The organism is Pandoraea fibrosis (genome assembly GCF_000807775.2).
GTDB classification, from domain to species: Bacteria; Pseudomonadota; Gammaproteobacteria; order Burkholderiales; family Burkholderiaceae; genus Pandoraea; species Pandoraea fibrosis.
Genome location: NZ_CP047385.1, coordinates 1,583,660 through 1,601,265 on the forward strand (window position 1 = coordinate 1,583,660; position 17,606 = coordinate 1,601,265).

Annotated in this window: 16 protein-coding genes; 9 read left to right on the forward strand and 7 right to left on the reverse strand. The window is 63.2% G+C overall.

Annotated features, from left to right (window positions below):
- Positions 1 to 23: 23 nt before the first annotated feature.
- The 5 genes from PI93_RS07070 (at position 24) to PI93_RS07090 (ending at position 4,192) form a co-directional block, all read left to right on the forward strand.
- The gene (locus PI93_RS07070; RefSeq protein WP_039370922.1) at positions 24 to 593 is read left to right on the forward strand and encodes a YqgE/AlgH family protein; all 570 of its coding nucleotides are present in this window, start codon (positions 24 to 26) and stop codon (positions 591 to 593) included.
- Positions 590 to 1,018: a Holliday junction resolvase RuvX gene (gene ruvX / locus PI93_RS07075; RefSeq protein ID WP_039370919.1), complete on the forward strand. Its 429-nt coding sequence runs from the start codon at positions 590 to 592 to the stop codon at positions 1,016 to 1,018. The genes PI93_RS07070 and ruvX overlap by 4 nt, the downstream gene beginning before the upstream one ends.
- 77 nt (positions 1,019 to 1,095) lie before the next feature.
- Positions 1,096 to 2,073 carry an aspartate carbamoyltransferase catalytic subunit gene (locus PI93_RS07080; protein WP_052240695.1) on the forward strand — a complete coding sequence of 326 codons (978 nt, stop codon included), beginning with the start codon at positions 1,096 to 1,098 and terminating at the stop codon, positions 2,071 to 2,073.
- A gap of 7 nt (positions 2,074 to 2,080) precedes the next feature.
- Positions 2,081 to 3,349 carry a dihydroorotase gene (locus PI93_RS07085; RefSeq protein ID WP_039370914.1) on the forward strand — a complete coding sequence of 423 codons (1,269 nt, stop codon included), beginning with the start codon at positions 2,081 to 2,083 and terminating at the stop codon, positions 3,347 to 3,349.
- Positions 3,350 to 3,361: 12 nt separating this feature from the next.
- Positions 3,362 to 4,192, forward strand: coding sequence for a lysophospholipid acyltransferase family protein (locus tag PI93_RS07090; protein WP_039370912.1), 831 nt, complete (start codon positions 3,362 to 3,364; stop codon positions 4,190 to 4,192).
- A gap of 99 nt (positions 4,193 to 4,291) precedes the next feature.
- Here the strand turns inward: PI93_RS07090 and PI93_RS07095 are convergent, their stop codons facing one another.
- From PI93_RS07095 to PI93_RS07125, 7 genes are all read right to left on the reverse strand, one after another.
- Positions 4,292 to 5,278, reverse strand: coding sequence for a symmetrical bis(5'-nucleosyl)-tetraphosphatase (locus PI93_RS07095; protein WP_039370909.1), 987 nt, complete (start codon positions 5,276 to 5,278; stop codon positions 4,292 to 4,294).
- A gap of 94 nt (positions 5,279 to 5,372) precedes the next feature.
- On the reverse strand, positions 5,373 to 6,464 hold the full coding sequence (locus PI93_RS07100) for an MraY family glycosyltransferase (protein ID WP_039370906.1): 1,092 nt from the start codon (positions 6,462 to 6,464) through the stop codon (positions 5,373 to 5,375).
- Between the two features lie 55 nt (positions 6,465 to 6,519).
- Entirely contained in the window at positions 6,520 to 7,617 is a 1,098-nt protein-coding gene (locus tag PI93_RS07105; RefSeq protein WP_039370902.1) for an MraY family glycosyltransferase, read from the reverse strand.
- Between the two features lie 65 nt (positions 7,618 to 7,682).
- Complete coding sequence (locus PI93_RS07110) at positions 7,683 to 8,825, reverse strand: glycosyltransferase family 4 protein (RefSeq protein ID WP_052240694.1); 1,143 nt, start codon at positions 8,823 to 8,825, stop codon at positions 7,683 to 7,685.
- Between the two features lie 5 nt (positions 8,826 to 8,830).
- Complete coding sequence (locus PI93_RS07115) at positions 8,831 to 9,982, reverse strand: glycosyltransferase (protein WP_039370899.1); 1,152 nt, start codon at positions 9,980 to 9,982, stop codon at positions 8,831 to 8,833.
- Positions 9,979 to 11,106: a glycosyltransferase family 4 protein gene (locus tag PI93_RS07120; protein ID WP_039370896.1), complete on the reverse strand. Its 1,128-nt coding sequence runs from the start codon at positions 11,104 to 11,106 to the stop codon at positions 9,979 to 9,981. Before PI93_RS07120 ends, PI93_RS07115 begins: the two co-directional genes overlap by 4 nt.
- Before the next feature lie 4 nt (positions 11,107 to 11,110).
- A complete protein-coding gene (locus PI93_RS07125) occupies positions 11,111 to 12,328 on the reverse strand; it encodes an oligosaccharide flippase family protein (protein ID WP_039370894.1) in 1,218 nt (405 codons plus the stop codon).
- 352 nt (positions 12,329 to 12,680) lie between these two features.
- On the opposite strand from PI93_RS07125, the gene PI93_RS07130 reads away from it, so the two are divergent.
- The 4 genes from PI93_RS07130 to waaA all read left to right on the forward strand — a co-directional run bounded on the left by PI93_RS07130 (position 12,681) and on the right by waaA (position 17,504).
- Positions 12,681 to 14,078, forward strand: a complete 1,398-nt coding sequence (locus PI93_RS07130) for a phosphomannomutase/phosphoglucomutase (protein ID WP_039370890.1) — start codon at positions 12,681 to 12,683, stop codon at positions 14,076 to 14,078.
- A gap of 253 nt (positions 14,079 to 14,331) precedes the next feature.
- Entirely contained in the window at positions 14,332 to 15,300 is a 969-nt protein-coding gene (gene waaC, locus PI93_RS07135; RefSeq protein ID WP_236105883.1) for a lipopolysaccharide heptosyltransferase I, read from the forward strand.
- Positions 15,297 to 16,193, forward strand: coding sequence for a Kdo hydroxylase family protein (locus tag PI93_RS07140; protein WP_039370884.1), 897 nt, complete (start codon positions 15,297 to 15,299; stop codon positions 16,191 to 16,193). The genes waaC and PI93_RS07140 overlap by 4 nt, the downstream gene beginning before the upstream one ends.
- Positions 16,194 to 17,504: a lipid IV(A) 3-deoxy-D-manno-octulosonic acid transferase gene (waaA, locus tag PI93_RS07145; RefSeq protein WP_039370880.1), complete on the forward strand. Its 1,311-nt coding sequence runs from the start codon at positions 16,194 to 16,196 to the stop codon at positions 17,502 to 17,504.
- The last annotated feature ends 102 nt before the right edge of the window (positions 17,505 to 17,606 follow it).

Here is a 17,606-nt window from a genome sequence, read left to right on the forward strand (position 1 = left end):
AGGTTCCGATAAACTTTGGCCCTATGCCGAACGACCGTATCAATCTCACGAATCAGTTCCTTATCGCCATGCCCGGCATGGCCGATCCGACCTTTTCCGGCACCGTCGTGTACCTGTGCGAGCACAGTGAAAAAGGCGCGATCGGGCTGGTCATCAATCGTCCGACCGACATTGATTTGCAGTCGCTGTTCGAGCGTCTCGACCTGAAGCTGGAAATCGATCCACTGGCGCATCAACCGGTGTTCTTCGGCGGTCCGGTACAGACCGAGCGCGGTTTCGTGCTGCACGAGTCGACCGGCACGGCGTATAGCTCGTCGCTGTCGGTGCCGGGTGGCCTCGAGATGACGACGTCGAAAGACGTGCTCGAAGCCGTGGCCAATGGACAGGGGCCGAATCGCTTTCTGCTGACGCTCGGGCATTCGGGCTGGAGCGCCGGCCAACTGGAAGACGAGATCGGCCGCAATGGCTGGCTGACCGTCGCCGCTGACCCGGGCATCGTATTCGATGTGCCGCCGGCCGAACGCTTCGACGCCGCGCTGGCACTGCTGGGTGTGACGTCGTCGATGCTCTCCGCCGACGCAGGTCACGCATGACGGCTGGCAGTGCCACGGTACTCGCCTTCGATTACGGCGAGCGCCGGATCGGCGTGGCGATCGGCAATCTCCTGTTGCGCGAGGCTCGCGCCCTCACCGTTCTTGCCAATCTCAATCGCGAAGTTCGCTTCGCCGAGACCGGCAAGCTCATTGCAGAATGGCAACCCGAACTGATCGTCGTCGGGCTGCCGTGTCATCCGGACGGTACGCCGCACGCGATGACCCAACAAGCCAAGCGCTTCGGGAATCAACTCAACGGGCGATTTGACGTGCCGGTCGTGTGGGTCGACGAACGCTACTCGTCGGTCGCCGCTGCGGCAGCGCTGGCCGAGGCGGGCGTCAAGCTGTCCCAAAAGACATCGCTCGACGCCGAAGCCGCCCGCATCATCCTTCAGCAGTATTTCGACGAGCATGTGCCTGCCTGACCTCCCGGCGGGCATCGCGCCCCGCAGTTTTCTGAGCGACGTCGCGCCACGCGGCGTTGGCAAGGCATCTCCCCTGTATGGCTAACGGAATTCTCGGCCGACGTGGCCATCCCCAGCTCAACCGTCACGGTGAACTGAAGCATTTGCTGACGGTGGAAGGATTGCCGCGCGCCGTGCTGATGCACATTCTCGACACGGCCACGCAGTTCGTCAGCGTGAACGATGCGGACGTCAAGAAGGTGCCGCTGCTGAGCGGCAAGTCGGTCTTCAATCTCTTCTTCGAGAATTCCACGCGTACGCGAACGACGTTTGAGATCGCCGCAGCGCGCTTGTCGGCCGATGTGCTGAATCTGAATATCAACGCGTCGTCGACGAGCAAGGGCGAGACATTGCTCGACACCATCGGCAACCTGTCGGCGATGCATGCGGATCTGTTCGTCGTGCGTCACGCGCAGTCGGGGGCGCCATACCTGATTGCCGAGCATTGCGCGCCGCATGTGCATGTCATCAACGCGGGCGACGGACGGCACGCGCACCCCACGCAGGGTTTGCTCGACATGTACACGATTCGCCATCACAAGGGCGAATTCCAGAACCTGACGGTCGCCATCGTCGGCGACATTCTGCATTCGCGGGTGGCGCGTTCCGATATTCACGCGCTCACTACGCTGGGCGTGCCGGAAGTGCGCGCGATCGGTCCGCGTACGCTTCTGCCCACCGGACTCGAACAACTCGGCGTGCGTGTGTTTCACGACATGGACGAAGGACTTCGCGATGTCGATGTCGTCATTATGTTGCGGTTGCAGAACGAGCGAATGAACGGTGCGTTGCTGCCATCGGCGGCCGAGTACTTCAAGTATTACGGCTTGACGCCCGAGCGCTTGGCACTGGCCAGGCCGGACGTCATCGTCATGCATCCGGGGCCGATGAATCGCGGCGTGGAGATCGATTCGGCGGTGGCCGATGGCCCGCACTCGGTCATTCTCGAACAAGTGTCGTTCGGCATCGCCGTGCGCATGGCGGTGATGAGCATCGTCGCCGCAAACCACGGGTGAGCGCAGCATGAAATTGCATCTGAAGGGTGGCCGTGTCATCGATCCCGCGACGCGAACCGACCGGGTTCAGGACGTTTTCATCGCCGACGGTCATATCGGGGCGCTGGGCGAGGCACCCGCCGATTTCACGGCCGAACGGGTGTTCGATGCGACGGGGCTGGTGGTCATGCCCGGACTCGTCGATCTGGCCGCGCGCCGAGTGACGGCAGCCAGCGAAGCGGCGGCGGCACTCGCCGGTGGCGTGACGCGCGTCGTTTGCCCGCCGGATACCGACCCCGTGCTCGATGAGCCCGACCTTGTCGAGATGCTGCAATTACGTGCTCGTGCGGCTCATCTTGTGCAAGTCCATCCGCTGGGCGCGCTGAGCGTTGGCCTCGCTGGGCGCGAACTCACGGAAATGGCGCAGTTGACGCAGGCGGGCTGCATCGGACTCTCGCAGGCCAACGCATCGATGACCGACCCCCGCACGTTGCTGCGCGCGTTGCAATACGCGGGCACGTTCGGACTGACGGTATGGCTACGCGCACAGGATGCCGCGTTGGCTGCCGGTGGCGTGGCGGCCAGTGGGGCCGTCGCATCGCGCCTTGGCCTTGCCGGGATTCCCGTCGTTGCCGAGACCATTGCGCTCCATACGATTCTCGAACTCGTGCGCGCCACGGGTACGCGAGTGCATCTGTGTCGTCTGTCGTCTGCCGCAGGGTTGGCGATCGTGCGTGCGGCAAAGGCCGAGGGGTTGCCTGTGACGTGCGACGTTGCCGCGCACCATCTCCATCTGACGGACATGGACATCGGTTATTTTGATGTCCAGTACCGGCTCGATCCGCCGCTAAGAGGCCAGCGCGACCGGGAGGCCATCCGGGATGCGGTGCGAGACGGTACGATTGACGCCATCTGCTCCGACCATACGCCGCTGGCTGCCGATGCCCGTCTGGTGCCATTTGCAGAAGCCTCGCCGGGCGCAAGCGGGCTGGAGTTGTTGCTGTCGCTGGTGCTGAAATGGGCCGAGGAGTCGCGCGTGCCGCTGGTCGACGCGTTGGCGCGTGTGACGCACTCGCCAGGGCAGCGTCTCGCGCAAGTCGCGTCGGGGGCTGGCCGTCTTGCGCCGGGACAGCCAGCCGATGTTTGTGTATTCGCGCCGTTGGCGCATTGGACGGTGGCCGCGCCGAATTTGCGCAGCGCCGGTCATAACACCCCGTTTCTGGGATACGAATTGCCGGGGCGCGTACGTCTCACGCTGGTGGGTGGCCGCGTGGCGCACGAAGCCCCTGCCGTTTAGGATGCGATTGCCGTGCTCTTGATCAAAAAACTCCGTCTCGGTCTGCACCTCTCGCGCGGTCTGCTCACTGCGTTGTTGTGCTTCCCGTTTCTGACCGAGGCGGCGAAGCATCGCCGCATTCGCGCGTGGTCGCAGAAGCTGCTGAAGCTGTGCGGCATGCGTCTGGAAGTCGAGCAACACGCGGCGTTGCCCGACAGCGGCGTCATGCTTCTGTGCAATCACGTGTCGTGGATCGACATCTTCGCGATCAATGCGTGGCAACCCGTGCGCTTCGTCGCGAAGGCCGAGATTCGCCATTGGCCGCTGGTCGGTTGGCTGTGCGTGCAGACGCGGACGATTTTCCTGCAACGTGAGCGCCGCGCCGATGCGCGCCGCATCATGCACTACCTGTCGGATTGTCTGCGTGACGGCGACATCATTACGGTCTTCCCGGAAGGCACGACGACGGATGGCCGTAGCCTGTTGCCGTTTCACGCCAACCTGCTGCAAGCCCCGGTGAGTACCGGGAAGCCCGTGCAGCCGCTTTGCCTGTTCTACACCGATGCGTCGAGCGGACGCCATACGATGGCCCCGGCTTACATTGGCGAGATGAGTCTGATCGAGTCCATCGACATGATTCTGCGCGCACCGCCGATGACGGTACGACTGTCGGTCGGCGAGCCGCAATATCCGAGGGATGGGCAGCATCGACGCGAGTTCGCGCTCGGCGCGCAGAAAGCCGTTGGCGACGCGTTGCAGGCCTTCCTGCCGGAAGTGGTGCTTCCGCAGAGTGGTTCGGTCGGTTCGCGCGATGCGGTCTTGGGTGACGAAGAGGGCGATGCCGCACAGGCGGTTCAGGCCTGACGCGAAGTCTGGCGGAACAAAAAACGGCGCGTGAATGCGCCGTTTTTTATTTGATCGAGACGTGAGGCACAGACGTGAGCGGATGGGGCAAGTCCCGCCTCATTCGCCTTTGCGTTTCGCCGTCTTGTCGGCTTTTGCGGGTTTATCGGTCTTGTCGAGCTTGCGTGCGCCCTTGCCGATCTTCTCGGCTTTTGCAGCTTTGAAGGCCTCTTCGGCCTTATCGGCCTTCTTCATCTTGGCGCGCTTCTTGGCGTCGGCCAGCGCAAAAGGATCGCGAATCTGCGGGCAATCGATCTGAATCAGCTCGCGTTCGGCAGGGACGCTGGCGAGCTTCACCGCCGTCAATTTGCCTCCCCAGACGCAGCCGGTATCGAGTCCGAGGACGTTCTCGCGCATGACCAGACCGAGCGCCGACCAGTGACCGAACACCACGGTGACATCGGCCGTGCGGCGGCCCGGCGCATCGAACCACGGCTTGAGCTCGGTGGTCGCGGCATCGGCACCTTCCTTGATCTTGAAGTCGATGCGCCCGTCTGCCGTGCAGAAGCGCATACGGGTCAGCGCGTTGATGGTGAGACGCTGGCGATCCTCGTCGCTCAATCCCTGCTGCCACTGATCGGGCTGATTGCCGAACATGCGCGAAAGGAACGTTTTCCAGTCCGGTCCGCGCAATTGTGTCTCTACGTCACGCGCGAGCGTGATGACCTGCGTGGCGTCCCATTGCGGCAGCACGCCCGCGTGCACCATCAGATGGCCATGCGCGAGGTGTGCAAGCGGCTGATGGCGAACCCAGTCGATGAGGGCGTCGCAGTCGGGGGCGCTGAGAATGTCGTCGATGGTGTCGCTGCCATGGGCCTGACGCACCCCTGCGGCCACCGCCAGCAGATGCAAATCGTGATTGCCGAGGATGGCCGTGACGCGATCGCCCAGCGCGATGACCTGACGCAGCGTGTCGAGCGAACGCGGGCCGCGATTGATGAGATCGCCCGCGAGCCAGAGATCCGCATCCCCGGGCAGGCGTGCGAGCAGTTGTTCAAACGACGTTTGGCAACCTTGCAGGTCGCCGATGGCATAGATGTCACGCATCGCGTAGGTGGCGCTGTCTTGTCTTGTTGTCCCGATCCGGGGGATGTTGTGTGCCGTGGCGACTCACCTTCGGTGCATCACCCCCCGTGGTCGTTCATTTCTTGTAGATCAGCCAGCGTGGTGCTTTGAAGCGCACGATACGGAGGTACAGCCAGACATACGTCGCCATGAAGGCGATGCAGCACAGCGCTAGCACCAGACTATGTCGCCAGAAAACCGTCGCCGGGATCACTGCCAGCAAGCATAGCAGCCAAAGGTACGGTGAGGTCAAGGAGTTGCGTTGCGTCAAGGCGCTTGCCGTACGCGCACCGGCGGCCCAGCGCATCAGTCGCTTGTACACGAGCATGTGCAGATGTACGCCATCGGGAATGCCGGGCGAGATGCCGCGCACGAAGCGTTTGCGATAGATCGAGAAGCAGACTTCGAACGCCGGGTAAATCACCATGAGGGCCGGATACCACGGCGAGACCTGCGGGTTGCGCATGACCAGCAACACGGCGATCTCGGCCAGCATGAAGCCAAGGAAATAGGCGCCGCCGTCGCCCAGGAAAATCAGTCCGCCGGGGAAGTTGAAGATGAAGAAACCGAGAATGGCGCCCACCATGATCATCGACGTGGTGAGCACGACGGGGTCTTGTACCTGGAAGCCGACATAGCCGAGCGAGGCGAACATGATCATGGTGACCATGGCGGCGAGCCCGTTGAACCCGTCGATGATGTTGACGGCGTTGGCCATGCCGGCAACACATAGCACGGTGAGCGGTACCGAGACGGCAGCGAGCATCAGCACGCGGTCGGCCACGCCGATATCGATGCGGGTGACATGGATGTCGAGCACGAGCCATGCCAGCAAGGCGGCGAACATGGTGCAGAGGAGGCGGACCGTCGGCGTGACCTTCTTGGTCAAATCCTCGATGAGGCCGGAAAGGAACGCGGGCAGGCCGCAGGCGATGAGCAGCAGAATATCGCGCGAGACCTTGGGGTAAGAGACACCCAGCGCCGTCGCGGCGACGAGCAGGCCCATGAGGATGCCGACGCCGCCGATGCGTGGCACCGGGCGCACGTGAAACTTCTGCACCCCGGCGACATCGCTATCGCCGGAGAAGCGGGAATGGATGTGCGCGTAGCGCACGATCAGCAGCGTCGCGACAAACGACACGACGAGGGCGATGGCAAGACTCAGCATGATGCAGTGCGATAGTCGGTGATGCGGCTATCGGGAAGAGGACACGGAGAATGTCTTACTTTTTCTTAAAAATGATCCAACGCGGCGAGCGGAACCGTACGATTCGCTGATACAGCCAGACGTACACCACGATGAACACGAGACAACACGCAGCGAGCAAGCCGCTGTGCCGCCAGAAGATGGTCGCCGGGACCACCGCCGACAGACAAAGTACCCACAGATACGGTGACGTCATCGAATTGCGTCGGGCAAGTTGCGCGGCAACTTTTGAGCCAACCGCCCAGCGCAAGACGCGCTTGTAGATGAGCATATGCAGGTGCACGCCATCGGGCATGCTCGGGGAGACGCCTCGCACAAAGCGTCGCCGGTAGATCGAAAAGCAGACTTCGAAAATCGGGTAAATCAGCATGAGTGCCGGATACCAGGGAGAGACCATCGGGTTTCGCATCACCAGCAATATGGCAAGTTCTGCGAGCATGAACCCAATGAAATAGGCGCCGCCATCTCCCAGGAAAATCAGACCGTTCGGATAATTCAGAATGAAAAAACCGAGAACGGCGCCGATCATAATCATTGACGCAGAAAGCACGATGCTATCGCCGACTTGAAACGCGACGTAACCGAGCGAGGCGAACATGAAAATGCTGACCATCGCGGCAAGGCCATTGAAGCCATCGATGATATTGATCGCATTGGTCATGGCTGCCGTGCAGACAACGGTCAGCGCAACCGAGATCAATGGAATCGTGAGAAGACTATCAATCGGTGCAATATCAATTCGATTGATATGAATGCCCAGAACCCAATAGGCAATGAGTGACGACACCATCGCGCACAACAAACGAGTGCGCGGCGAAACGCGTTTGGTGATGTCTTCGATGAAGCCCCCCAGAAACACGGGAGCGGCGCAGGCGGTGAGCAGCAGGGTTTCATCGAGTCGTCCGCCGCGGTAATAGAACGTCGCAAACGTCGCTGCAACGAGCAAGCCGAGCATAATGCCCAGCCCACCAATTCGCGGCACAGGGTGGGCGTGAACCTTCTGAACCCCCTTCGTATCGCTATCGCTGGAAAAATGCGCGTGTACGTGGGCATACCGCACAATAAGCAGCGTAGTGATAAATGAAACCAGCAATGCCAATGTCAGGCTCAGCATAGTACGGACAAGTTAATCGCGTTGCTTAGTTCTTATTTGCGATTGATGTGCACGCCAAATCCCGGTTAAACGTGGGTCGGATGTCGCGGGGCCCTCCTATTGACCTCGCCAAGTATTCTGAAATACTCGGCAATCACCAATCGCTCGTCGAAATTGTGCGCTACTTTAGCACGCCCGGCCTGCCCGACCGCCGCAAGATCACGGGTTGACATGCCCGCGGTTTGCGTCATTTGTGCGGCCAATGCGGTCGAGTCCTGTACCGGCACGACCCATCCTGTCACACCCTCGGTCACCACCTCACGGCATCCATGAACATCGGAGGTGATGACCGGGCGTCCCATGGCACTCGCCTCCAGCAGCGTTCGAGAGAGGCCTTCCCGGTAAGATGGCAGCACGATGCAGTGCGCTTGTGCGATGAAAGGGCGGACTTCCTGCGTCACGCCCAGGTACTCGACGAGACCCTCCCGCTCCCATGCCGCGACCTGTTCTCGTGAAATTGCCGTCGGATTCTCTACGTCGGCGGGTCCCAGCAACTGGCATCGAACGTGCGGCATCGTTGCCTTGAGCGCCCGCGCGGCTTCCACAAATTCCAGGACGCCCTTGTCTCGCAACAGCCGCGCGATCAGCAGAAATCGGAACGAACTGTCGTTTTCCGGCCACGGGGCGAGGGCGAAGTGATCGAGATTGATGCCCTCGCCGGGAAGCAGGCGTGCCTTGCGCATATCGACCAGCCCGCCCCGGACCATGGCGTCGAAGTCCGACTCGTTGAGCAGCCAGTTCTCCAAGGTGTGCCGGAACGCATACCGGTACAGCAGGCGAACGATGTGCGTAATGAACGACTTGTTGATGAAGACGGTGCCCAGGCCGGTCGTGATGGATACCGACGGAACGCCGGCCCAACGCGCTGCCACGGCGCCGTAGATGTTTGGCTTGATCGTGTAATGGAAACAGACGGCTGGACGAATTCGCCGGTACAGGCGGTACAGGCGCATCGTCAGGGCGATGTCCTGAAGCGGATTCTGGCCTTTCGACGCCATCGGCATGATGTGCACCGTGCACCCCATGTCGCGCAGCAGGGGCGAGTAGTCGTCGTCCGGGGCGACGACATGGACCGGGTGTCCGTCGGCGAGCAATGCGCGAATCGGACCGCCACGAAAGTTGTGGATCGACCAGAAGGAGTTCGAGCAGAAAAGAACGGGTGCTTGCATGAGTTTCAGTGGGTTACGGCTCGCGCCGCAGCCAATTGGGCATAGGTCTCGAGCCAACGCGTCACGACGGCGTCGAGAGAATAATGGGCGACGATGCGTTCGCGATTGGCTGCGCCGGTGGCGTGGCGCACGCTCGCGTCGGCGCGCAGTTGTCGAATCAGGGCCTCGCCCAGCGTCCGCGAATCGCCCACGGGTACCAGGGCATTGCCGGGCACATCGCCGATCAGTTCGCGCACGCCCCCGCAATCGGTCGACACCACGGGCAAGCCACTGGCCATCGCCTCGCCGATCACGAGCGGTAATCCTTCCCACGCAGACGACATCACGTAGACGTCCGCCGCGCACATCCACTGCGCAATGTCGTTGCGACGCCCGAGCAATGTGATGGCGCCACCCAGCCCACGGGCATCGACATGTGCCTGAATCGCGGCGCGAAGCGGACCGTCGCCTGCGATGAACAAGTGGGCTTCGGGCCATTCGTGGTGGACGTGCGAGAACGCGTCGACCAGCGTCGGATAGTCCTTTGCCTCGACCATCCGTCCAGCGGCGAAGACGATGGGCCTGTCGCCGGACGGCCCGTCGGACGACCCGGATTCGCGCGTCCGAGCGGCGGCTCGCCACTGCATTCGTGCTTGTACGTCGGGCCGGTAACGCGTTGTGTCGATGCCGTTCGGCACACTCGCGATACGGGCGGCGGGCGCGGCGCGTTGCGCGACGAATGCCGCGACGGCATCGTCGCTGACGTTGGTCGTCAGGTCCGTCCACCGATCGGTCAGCCGGTAGGCCAGCATCCGCAGATGCCCGCCTTCGTGACGGCTGTGAGCGCTCGTCACCAGCACCGGCATGCGCACAAACCAGCGCGCCACGCGCGCGAGCAGATTGGCATGCACCATGTGGGCGTGCACAACGTCCGGCCGCCAGGCACGCAGATGTGAAACGAGCCGCCGCAGCGCACACGCAAGCGACCACGGTGTCTTGCTCGCTTTCAGTTCGACGAGTGTGAGTTGCGGCGATTCCGGTAAGTCGATCGCGCAGTGTCCGGTCAACGAGATCAGGTTGACGTCATGGCCGCGCGCGAGGAACCCCCGGGCGAGATCGGCCACCTGAGTCTCGGCGCCCCCCAGTTGGAGCCCGGTGACGAACAGGACAATCCTCATTGCGTCTCCTCCGTTGCCGAAGTCCCGACATGCCAGAGCGTTTCCCATCGCGCTGCGATGGCCTCGGGCCGGAAATCCTGCGCATGGGCGTAGCCGGCCAATCCGAGCTTGCGGCGCAGCGAGGCGTCGCCGATCAGGCGAGACAGCGCGCCAGCCAGTGCGGCGATGTCGCCGTCGTGCACGACGAGGCTGTCGATTTCATCGTTCAGAAGGGTTCGCGGGCCAGCGTCGGCAGCATAAGCCACTACGGGAACCGCATACGCCTTCGCTTCGATCAGCACCAGCCCAAAGCTCTCACGACGCGATGGCAGGCAGTAGATCGCTGCCCGCGCGTAGTTCTGCGCGATATCCGCGACGGCGGGCAGCACCTCGACACTGTCGCCAACCCCTGCGTCGCGCGCTTGCGCATGCAGGGCATCGCGCAACGCCCCGTCGCCCACGATGCGCACATGCCAACCGGGCGCGTGGTGGGCGATGCGTGACCATGCGTCGATCAGCCGGTCGAAGCCTTTCTCCGGAACGAGACGTCCGACGGCCAGCACGCAGCGATCGTCGTCATGCGCCGGCGGCGTATCGGGAATCGCGATGCCGAGTGGATTGGGCAGCGTGACAAATTGTGCGCGTGCATTCGGATGATGTTGCTGCCAGGCGGCGCGATCGGCATCGGTCAGCACCACGACGGCGTCGTACCTGCATGCCGCCAGCGCCCGCGCCCAGCGACGTGCTCGCCGGCCCAGGTCGCTGGCATATGTGCTGTGCTCCCAGGCGATGCGTCGCAGCGGCAAACCCAGCGTAGCGGGCACCGTGTAGAGGGCAAGCATCGGATCGACATCGATCATCACGTCGATGGCGTGCTGACGCACATAACGCCGTACCTGCTGCACGATGGACAAATAATGATGTTTGAACGGCACGCGCTCGGCGAACATCGCGTGATGCACGACTTCCGGCGTTAGTGGGAAGACGGGCGTATGTCCCCACAGCGAGAGCACATGCACGCGATGTCCGCGCGCGGCGAGCGCATTGGCCAGCGTGGCCGTCGCACGCTCGGCGCCGGCGAAGGCGGCAAGGGTGCCTGTGAAGAGGCAGACGGTGCGCGGTGCGGTGGTGTGCGGCAATGTCATCGCGTCAGTCTCGTCGGAGCAGCCAGACGCCAAGCACCAGCGCGGCCGCGTAGCCAGCGCCGAAGCCAAGCGCCCCGGCAAGCGCGCCGAGTTGAGGCGCGAGCCCACTTACGACGACGAAGGCCACCACGGCAGCGCATAGCCATTTCGCAATGACCCAACGTCCGGCGCCGCGGCGAATCAACGTCAGGTTCAGGGCGGCATCGGCAAACACGAGAATGCCCATGAGGGCCGAGACACGCAAAATCTGCGCCGACTCTGCGAATCCTGCGCCGTAAATCAGATGCACGATCCAGGGCGCGAGCAGCGCAATGGGCACTGCCAGACTCGCACCGGCGGCCACCATCAGCCACACGGCTCGCACGGTGTTGCGCGTCGCGGTGGCGTTGTCCGCCGTCTGGAAGATCAGTTGCGGGGCCAGCGAATTCGCGATGATCGGCGCGACGAGCACGAAGTTTTCCGTGATTTGCATGGCGGCGGCATACGCGCCCAGTTCGGAGAGTGGAATGAGCGGTTTGAGTACGAGCTGATCGACGCGCTTGAAAAGAATCATGAGCATCAACCCGCCCCAGAACGTCATGCCACTTGCGAGCAGATCGAACAGCAGTTTGCGTTGCCAGATCACCGGCGTACTCGGCGAATGTTTCAGGTAGTAGCGCAGGAGCAGCACGGCGGCCACGATGGCCTCGATGGCGTAGACGACCGCAAACGCGGCAACGCTGGCATGCGTGGCGAACAACACGGCCACGAGCGCGAGCTTTACCCCCAGACCGCACAGATTGGCGGTCACGCTCGGGCGGTTGAACGTGCGGGCTTGCAGCCACGCGATCACGATGCCGAACGGCTCGCGGAACCAGAGCGCCACGCCGAGCCACAACGCGACAGCTACCAGATCGGATTCCGCGAAACCGACGATATAGACGGCGAGAATCGTATAAGCGACAGCGGCGGCGGCCAGACGCAACACGAAGGCGTGCGCGATCACCGTGCGTTGATCGGCTTCGGTCTTGCCGACCAGGCGCGGCACCACGACCTCGCTGCCACACAGCAGCGTGAGCGAGGCGGCGAGGAACACAAGGGATTGTGCGTACTGAAACAGGCCGAACTGTGCGGCGCCGAGACTACGGGCAAGAAGGCCGGAGACTGCAATGCCGCCGACGATCTGCGCGCCGCGCTCGGTCAGCATCCAGAGAATGTTGCGAATGATGGTGCGATAGGGCATGTGGCGCTCGCGCGGCTCACTCGTTCTCAAAATAAGCAAAACCGGCCTTGCGAGGCCGGTGCAGATGGACTTCACGCGCTTGTCATGTCGCGCGGCTATGGATTGTAGGCCATGACTGACAAGGGTTTCGGGGTGCGCCGCAGTGCAGCGAAGTCCCGTATAATTTTAGCGTAATGCAGCCGTTCCCGGCCGGGCTTCCTGCCGGGATTTGACGTTTGCGGCGCGGCTGGCATATTCCTCGCGGCCAGAGCGTTCGCAACTTCCGGCCCGTCGCGGGCTCGGGCAGGCAACCTGACAGGCCCACCCGCCACGGACGCTAATTTCTCCCCTCGTTTCCGAGAGACGCTTTCCCATGACGCAAACCACGCAAGTTTCGCCTGCGATTTTCAAGGCATATGACATTCGCGGCATCGTCGGCAAGACCCTGGATGCCAACGTTGCGAACCTGATCGGCCGAGCGTTCGGCACTGCGCTGCGTCGCGAGGGCGGCAATGCCGTCGTCGTCGGCCGCGATGGCCGCCTGTCCGGCCCCGAACTGGTCGGTGCACTCTCCGATGGCCTGCGCGCCGCTGGTGTTGACGTGGTCGATATCGGCGTTGTCGTCACGCCGATGGTGTACTTCGCCACCAACGTCACGCTGCACGGCCGGGTCGTGGATTCCGGCATCATGGTCACGGGCAGCCACAACCCGCCCGACTACAACGGTTTCAAGATGGTGCTGCGCGGCCGTGCGATTTACGGCGATGCGATCCAGGGCTTGGCGAAGCTGATCGAACAACAGGATTTCGAAACGGGGCAGGGCACCTACACCGCCGACGAAATCGGCGAGTCGTACCGCGCACGCATCACGGGCGACGTGCATCTGGCGCGTCCGATGAAGATCGCTGTCGATTGCGGCAACGGTGTGGCAGGCGCCTACGCGCCGGCGCTGTTCCACGCGCTCGGCTGTGACGTCATCGAACTGTTCTGCGATGTGGACGGCACCTTCCCGAACCACCACCCGGACCCGGCACACCCCGAAAATCTGCAGGATCTGATCAAGACGCTGCAAACGACCGATGCCGAAATCGGTCTGGCGTTCGACGGCGATGGCGACCGTCTGGGTGTGGTGACCAAGGACGGCCAGATCATTTATCCGGATCGTCAGTTGATGCTTTTCGCCGCCGAGGTGCTGAGCCGCAACCCGGGCGAGAAGATCATCTACGACGTGAAGTGCACGCGTAACCTTGCGGCGTGGGTGCGCGAGCATGGCGGCGAACCGCTCATGTGGAAGACGGGCCATTCGCTGGTCAAGGCCAAGCTCAAGGAAACGGGCGCACCGCTCGCAGGCGAGATGAGCGGCCACGTGTTCTTCAAGGATCGTTGGTATGGCTTCGACGATGGCCTGTACACCGGCGCGCGTCTGCTTGAAATCCTGTCGAAGGCGGCTGACCCGAGCGCCGTGCTCAACGCGCTGCCCAATTCGATCTCGACGCCCGAGTTGCAGATTCCGCTTGCCGAAGGCGAGAACTTCGCGTTGATCGACAAACTGCGCGAAACCGCCAAGTTCGACGGCGCGCAGGACATCGTCAAGATCGATGGCGTGCGGGTCGAATACCCGGATGGTTTCGGTCTGGCCCGCTCGTCGAACACCACGCCTGTCGTCGTGTTGCGTTTCGAGGCCGATAGCGACGCCGCGATCCAACGTATTCAGGACGACTTCCGTCGCGCCATTCTGGCGGTCAAGCCTGACGCAAAGCTGCCGTTCTGACTGCCGTTGTGACGTCACGCCGGGGGCAGCCCCGGCGGCGCGAGGGGATCGGCAACTCTGTGACGCAAGCGTTGGTCCGGCGCGCGAGATGCCGTGAGGAGGGCGTGAAGAGAACCCGGGCAGGAATGATGTCTGGCGGGCCGGGTCGGGGTAAAATCGCGGTTTTGCTCACGAGGCCCGGCCGAACCGCCGGAGCGTTCGGTTGCAGGTTCTGATCGTCAAAGTCTCGTCGCTCGGCGACGTCGTCCATAACATGCCCGTGGTGCAGGACATCCTGCGCCAGTATCCCGACGCCCAGATCGACTGGGTGGTGGAAGAGGGCTTCGTCGACCTCGTCAAACTCGTGCGCGGTGTGCGCCGGGTCATTCCCTTCGCGTTGCGCCGCTGGCGCAAGAAGCCGCTTGCGGCACGTACCTGGCAGGAAATCGGCACGTTCCGCCGTGCGTTGCGCGAAACCCCCTACGACTATGTGATCGACACGCAAGGTCTGGTCAAGACGGGCTGGATCGCGCGCACGGCGCGCGGTCCCGTGTGGGGGCTGGGCAACCGGACCGAGGGGGCCAGCTACGAGTGGCCGGTGCGCTATCTGTACCGCCACATGGTGCGTATCGAACCGCATACCCATGTGGTGACACGCTCGCGATTGCTGGTGGCCGAGGCGATGGGCTTCAAGGTGCCGGGCGAGATCGACTTCGGCATTGCCACCGAACGGGCCGACCACAGCCAGTGTCCGGCGCGTCCATACGCGGTGTTTGTGCACGCCACGTCGCGCGACGACAAGACCTGGCCGGAAGATGACTGGGTTGCGCTGGGCCGGGATCTGGCATCGCAGGGTTTCCTGATCGTGTTGCCGTGGGGCAGCGCGGCCGAGCATGCGGTATCGGTGAGGTTGGCCGAGGCGTTGGGGAAAGACGCCTGGGTGCCGCCGAAGATGAACCTGTCGCAGGTCGTGGGTCTGATCGATCGCGGCGCGATCACGGTGGGCGTGGACACGGGCCTGGTACATATCGCCGCAGCACTGAACCGTCCCACCATCGAACTATACAATTTCAGCACTGCGTGGCGTACCGGTGGATTCTGGTCGCCGCGCATCATCAATCTGGGCGACGCCGAACATAAGCCAACCCTCGCGCAGGTGCGCGACGCCGTGCGTCAGCTTGCACCGTCGCCCGCGCCTGTGGTGAGTGGCGACGCCGCGTCCCGGGAGGACAGAAGCGCATGAGCGAAACCAACGCAAACAACCAGATCGTCACTGTTGAATCCGGCAATTGGCAGGGCGCAGAACTGTCGATACCGCGCGAGACGCTGGTGGCCGATGTCGAGGCGGGCAAGGTGCTTTACTTCCCGCATCTGGCTTTCGCCATCGACGCCGGGGAGCAACGCCTGCTCGATCCTGCGATTGCCGATCCCAAGCGCAAGAACATCAGCCTCGACCCGAAGACCGACGTGCTCGTCGGTGTGGCCGCCGACGACGCCACGCAGCGGGCAGTGCATGCGCTGATCAAGCGCTATTACACGCAAGCCTGCAGCCTGATCGACGGTCTGCTGCCCGAGTATCGCGGCAAGCTGCGCGCGGCGCCGACAAGCCTGCGTCTGCATCAGGTCGAGACGCGCCAGACGTCGTGGCGCAAGGACGATAGCCGCCTGCATGTCGATGCCTTCCCGTCGCGCCCGAACTACGGTGAGCGCATCCTGCGAGTGTTTACGAACATCAACCCGGCAGGCCAGCCGCGCGTGTGGCGCGTGGGCGAGCCGTTCGAAGACGTGGCCAAGCGTTTTCTGCCGAAGGTGCCGACCCAATGGCCGGGTTCCGCATGGTTGCAGAACGCCGTGGGGATCACCAAGCGTGTGCGCAGCGGTTACGACCACATCATGCTGCACCTGCATGACGGCATGAAGGCCGACATGGGCTACCAGCGCGACGCCGATCAGCAGACCATGCCGTTCCCGCCGGGCAGCGTGTGGGTGTGCTTTTCCGATCAGACGTCGCACGCCGTGATGTCGGGGCAGTTCATGATGGAACAGACATTCTTCCTGCCCGCCGAAGCGATGGTGCACCCCGAGTGCTCGCCGCTGGCGGTGTTGCAACGTCTCACGCATCGTGCGCTGATCTGAATGGCGCTGCGTCTCATCTATCGCGCGCTCTGGTGGATCGTTGCCCCATTGGCGGTGATCCGTCTGTGGTGGCGTGGCCGGTTTGAACCGGGCTATCGTCGTCACATCGGGGAACGCTTCGGCTTCTACGATTCACCGCCATACACCGGCCGCCCGTTGATCTGGGTGCACGCCGTCTCCGTGGGGGAGACGCGCGCGGCGCAGCCATTGATCGATGCGCTGCTCGAACGCTATCCGTCTCACGGCATCCTGCTCACGCACATGACGCCTACCGGGCGCGCGACAGGCGAAAACCTGTTTGGCGATCGTGTGTTGCGTTGTTATCTGCCTTACGACATGGTTGGGCCGATCCGGCGATTCCTGAAGCAATGGCGACCGAGCGTCGGCGTGGTGATGGAGACGGAAGTCTGGCCGAACCTGATTTTCACCTGCAGGGAAAACGGTGTGCCGCTGGTGCTGACCAATGCGCGAATGTCGGCGCGCTCCTTCCGGCGTGCCGCCCGCTTTGGCGACGCGGCGAAGCCCGTCTTCGGCGGTTTCAGCCGTGTGTTCGCACAGAGCGACGCCGATGCCGAACGCCTTCGCATGCTGGGAGCGAACGACGTCGACGTGATGGGCAATCTGAAGTTCGACATGACGCCCCCGCCCGCGTTGCTCGCATTGGGGGCGCGTTGGCGCGAGCGCTTCGGCGATCGCAAGGTCTGGCTGGCAGCGAGCACTCGCGATGGCGAGGAAGCGCTGGTGCTCCAGGCCCGCGCCATGCTCGCGGCCGCCTCGGACGTCGGGCGACGCTCGTTGCTGGTGCTTGTGCCGCGTCATCCGCAGCGCTTCGACGAAGTGGCGACGATGCTCGAGAAGGTGCGTCTCAACTACGTTCGTCGCAGTGCATGGCCCGACGACGATACGCCGCTGCCTGCCGATGTCGACGTCGTGCTCGGCGATTCGATGGGTGAGATGGCCGCGTATTTCTCCGCGGCCGATGTCGCATTCATCGGGGGAAGCCTGTTGCCGTTGGGCGGTCAGAACCTGATCGAGGCTTGCGCGGCGGGCACGCCGGTGGTCTTCGGTCCACACATGTTCAACTTCACGCAGGCCAGCGAAAACGCGCTGACGGCGGGCGCGGCGCGGCGCGTCAGCGATGCCGGCGAACTCGCCACGGCGTTGGCCGATCTGCTGCTCAACGACGACCGGCGTCTTGCGATGCGCACTGCTGCGACGTTGTTCGCGAAGCAGCATCAAGGGGCGACCGCGCGCACTGTCACGGCGTTGGGACGTTGGCTCGACGCAGGCTTGGTGGCTCCGCAGGACTGATCTGTCGAGCGTCGTCCGCGTCGTCCGTTGACGCTTATGCACGTCGATAAACAAAATGCCTCGCATGCCGAACTGGCCATGCGAGGCATTTTGCTATGCGCC

Coding starts and splice junctions, on each gene's coding strand:
- PI93_RS07070 (WP_039370922.1), top strand. CDS start 24: ATGCCGAACGACCGTATCAATCTCACGAATCAGTTCCTTATCGCCATG.
- ruvX (WP_039370919.1), top strand. CDS start 590: ATGACGGCTGGCAGTGCCACGGTACTCGCCTTCGATTACGGCGAGCGC.
- PI93_RS07080 (WP_052240695.1), top strand. CDS start 1,096: ATGGCTAACGGAATTCTCGGCCGACGTGGCCATCCCCAGCTCAACCGT.
- PI93_RS07085 (WP_039370914.1), top strand. CDS start 2,081: ATGAAATTGCATCTGAAGGGTGGCCGTGTCATCGATCCCGCGACGCGA.
- PI93_RS07095 (WP_039370909.1), bottom strand. CDS start 5,278: ATGCGTGACATCTATGCCATCGGCGACCTGCAAGGTTGCCAAACGTCG.
- PI93_RS07100 (WP_039370906.1), bottom strand. CDS start 6,464: ATGCTGAGTCTTGCCATCGCCCTCGTCGTGTCGTTTGTCGCGACGCTG.
- PI93_RS07105 (WP_039370902.1), bottom strand. CDS start 7,617: ATGCTGAGCCTGACATTGGCATTGCTGGTTTCATTTATCACTACGCTG.
- PI93_RS07110 (WP_052240694.1), bottom strand. CDS start 8,825: ATGCAAGCACCCGTTCTTTTCTGCTCGAACTCCTTCTGGTCGATCCAC.
- PI93_RS07115 (WP_039370899.1), bottom strand. CDS start 9,982: ATGAGGATTGTCCTGTTCGTCACCGGGCTCCAACTGGGGGGCGCCGAG.
- PI93_RS07120 (WP_039370896.1), bottom strand. CDS start 11,106: ATGACATTGCCGCACACCACCGCACCGCGCACCGTCTGCCTCTTCACA.
- PI93_RS07125 (WP_039370894.1), bottom strand. CDS start 12,328: ATGCCCTATCGCACCATCATTCGCAACATTCTCTGGATGCTGACCGAG.
- PI93_RS07130 (WP_039370890.1), top strand. CDS start 12,681: ATGACGCAAACCACGCAAGTTTCGCCTGCGATTTTCAAGGCATATGAC.
- waaC (WP_236105883.1), top strand. CDS start 14,332: ATGCCCGTGGTGCAGGACATCCTGCGCCAGTATCCCGACGCCCAGATC.
- PI93_RS07140 (WP_039370884.1), top strand. CDS start 15,297: ATGAGCGAAACCAACGCAAACAACCAGATCGTCACTGTTGAATCCGGC.
- waaA (WP_039370880.1), top strand. CDS start 16,194: ATGGCGCTGCGTCTCATCTATCGCGCGCTCTGGTGGATCGTTGCCCCA.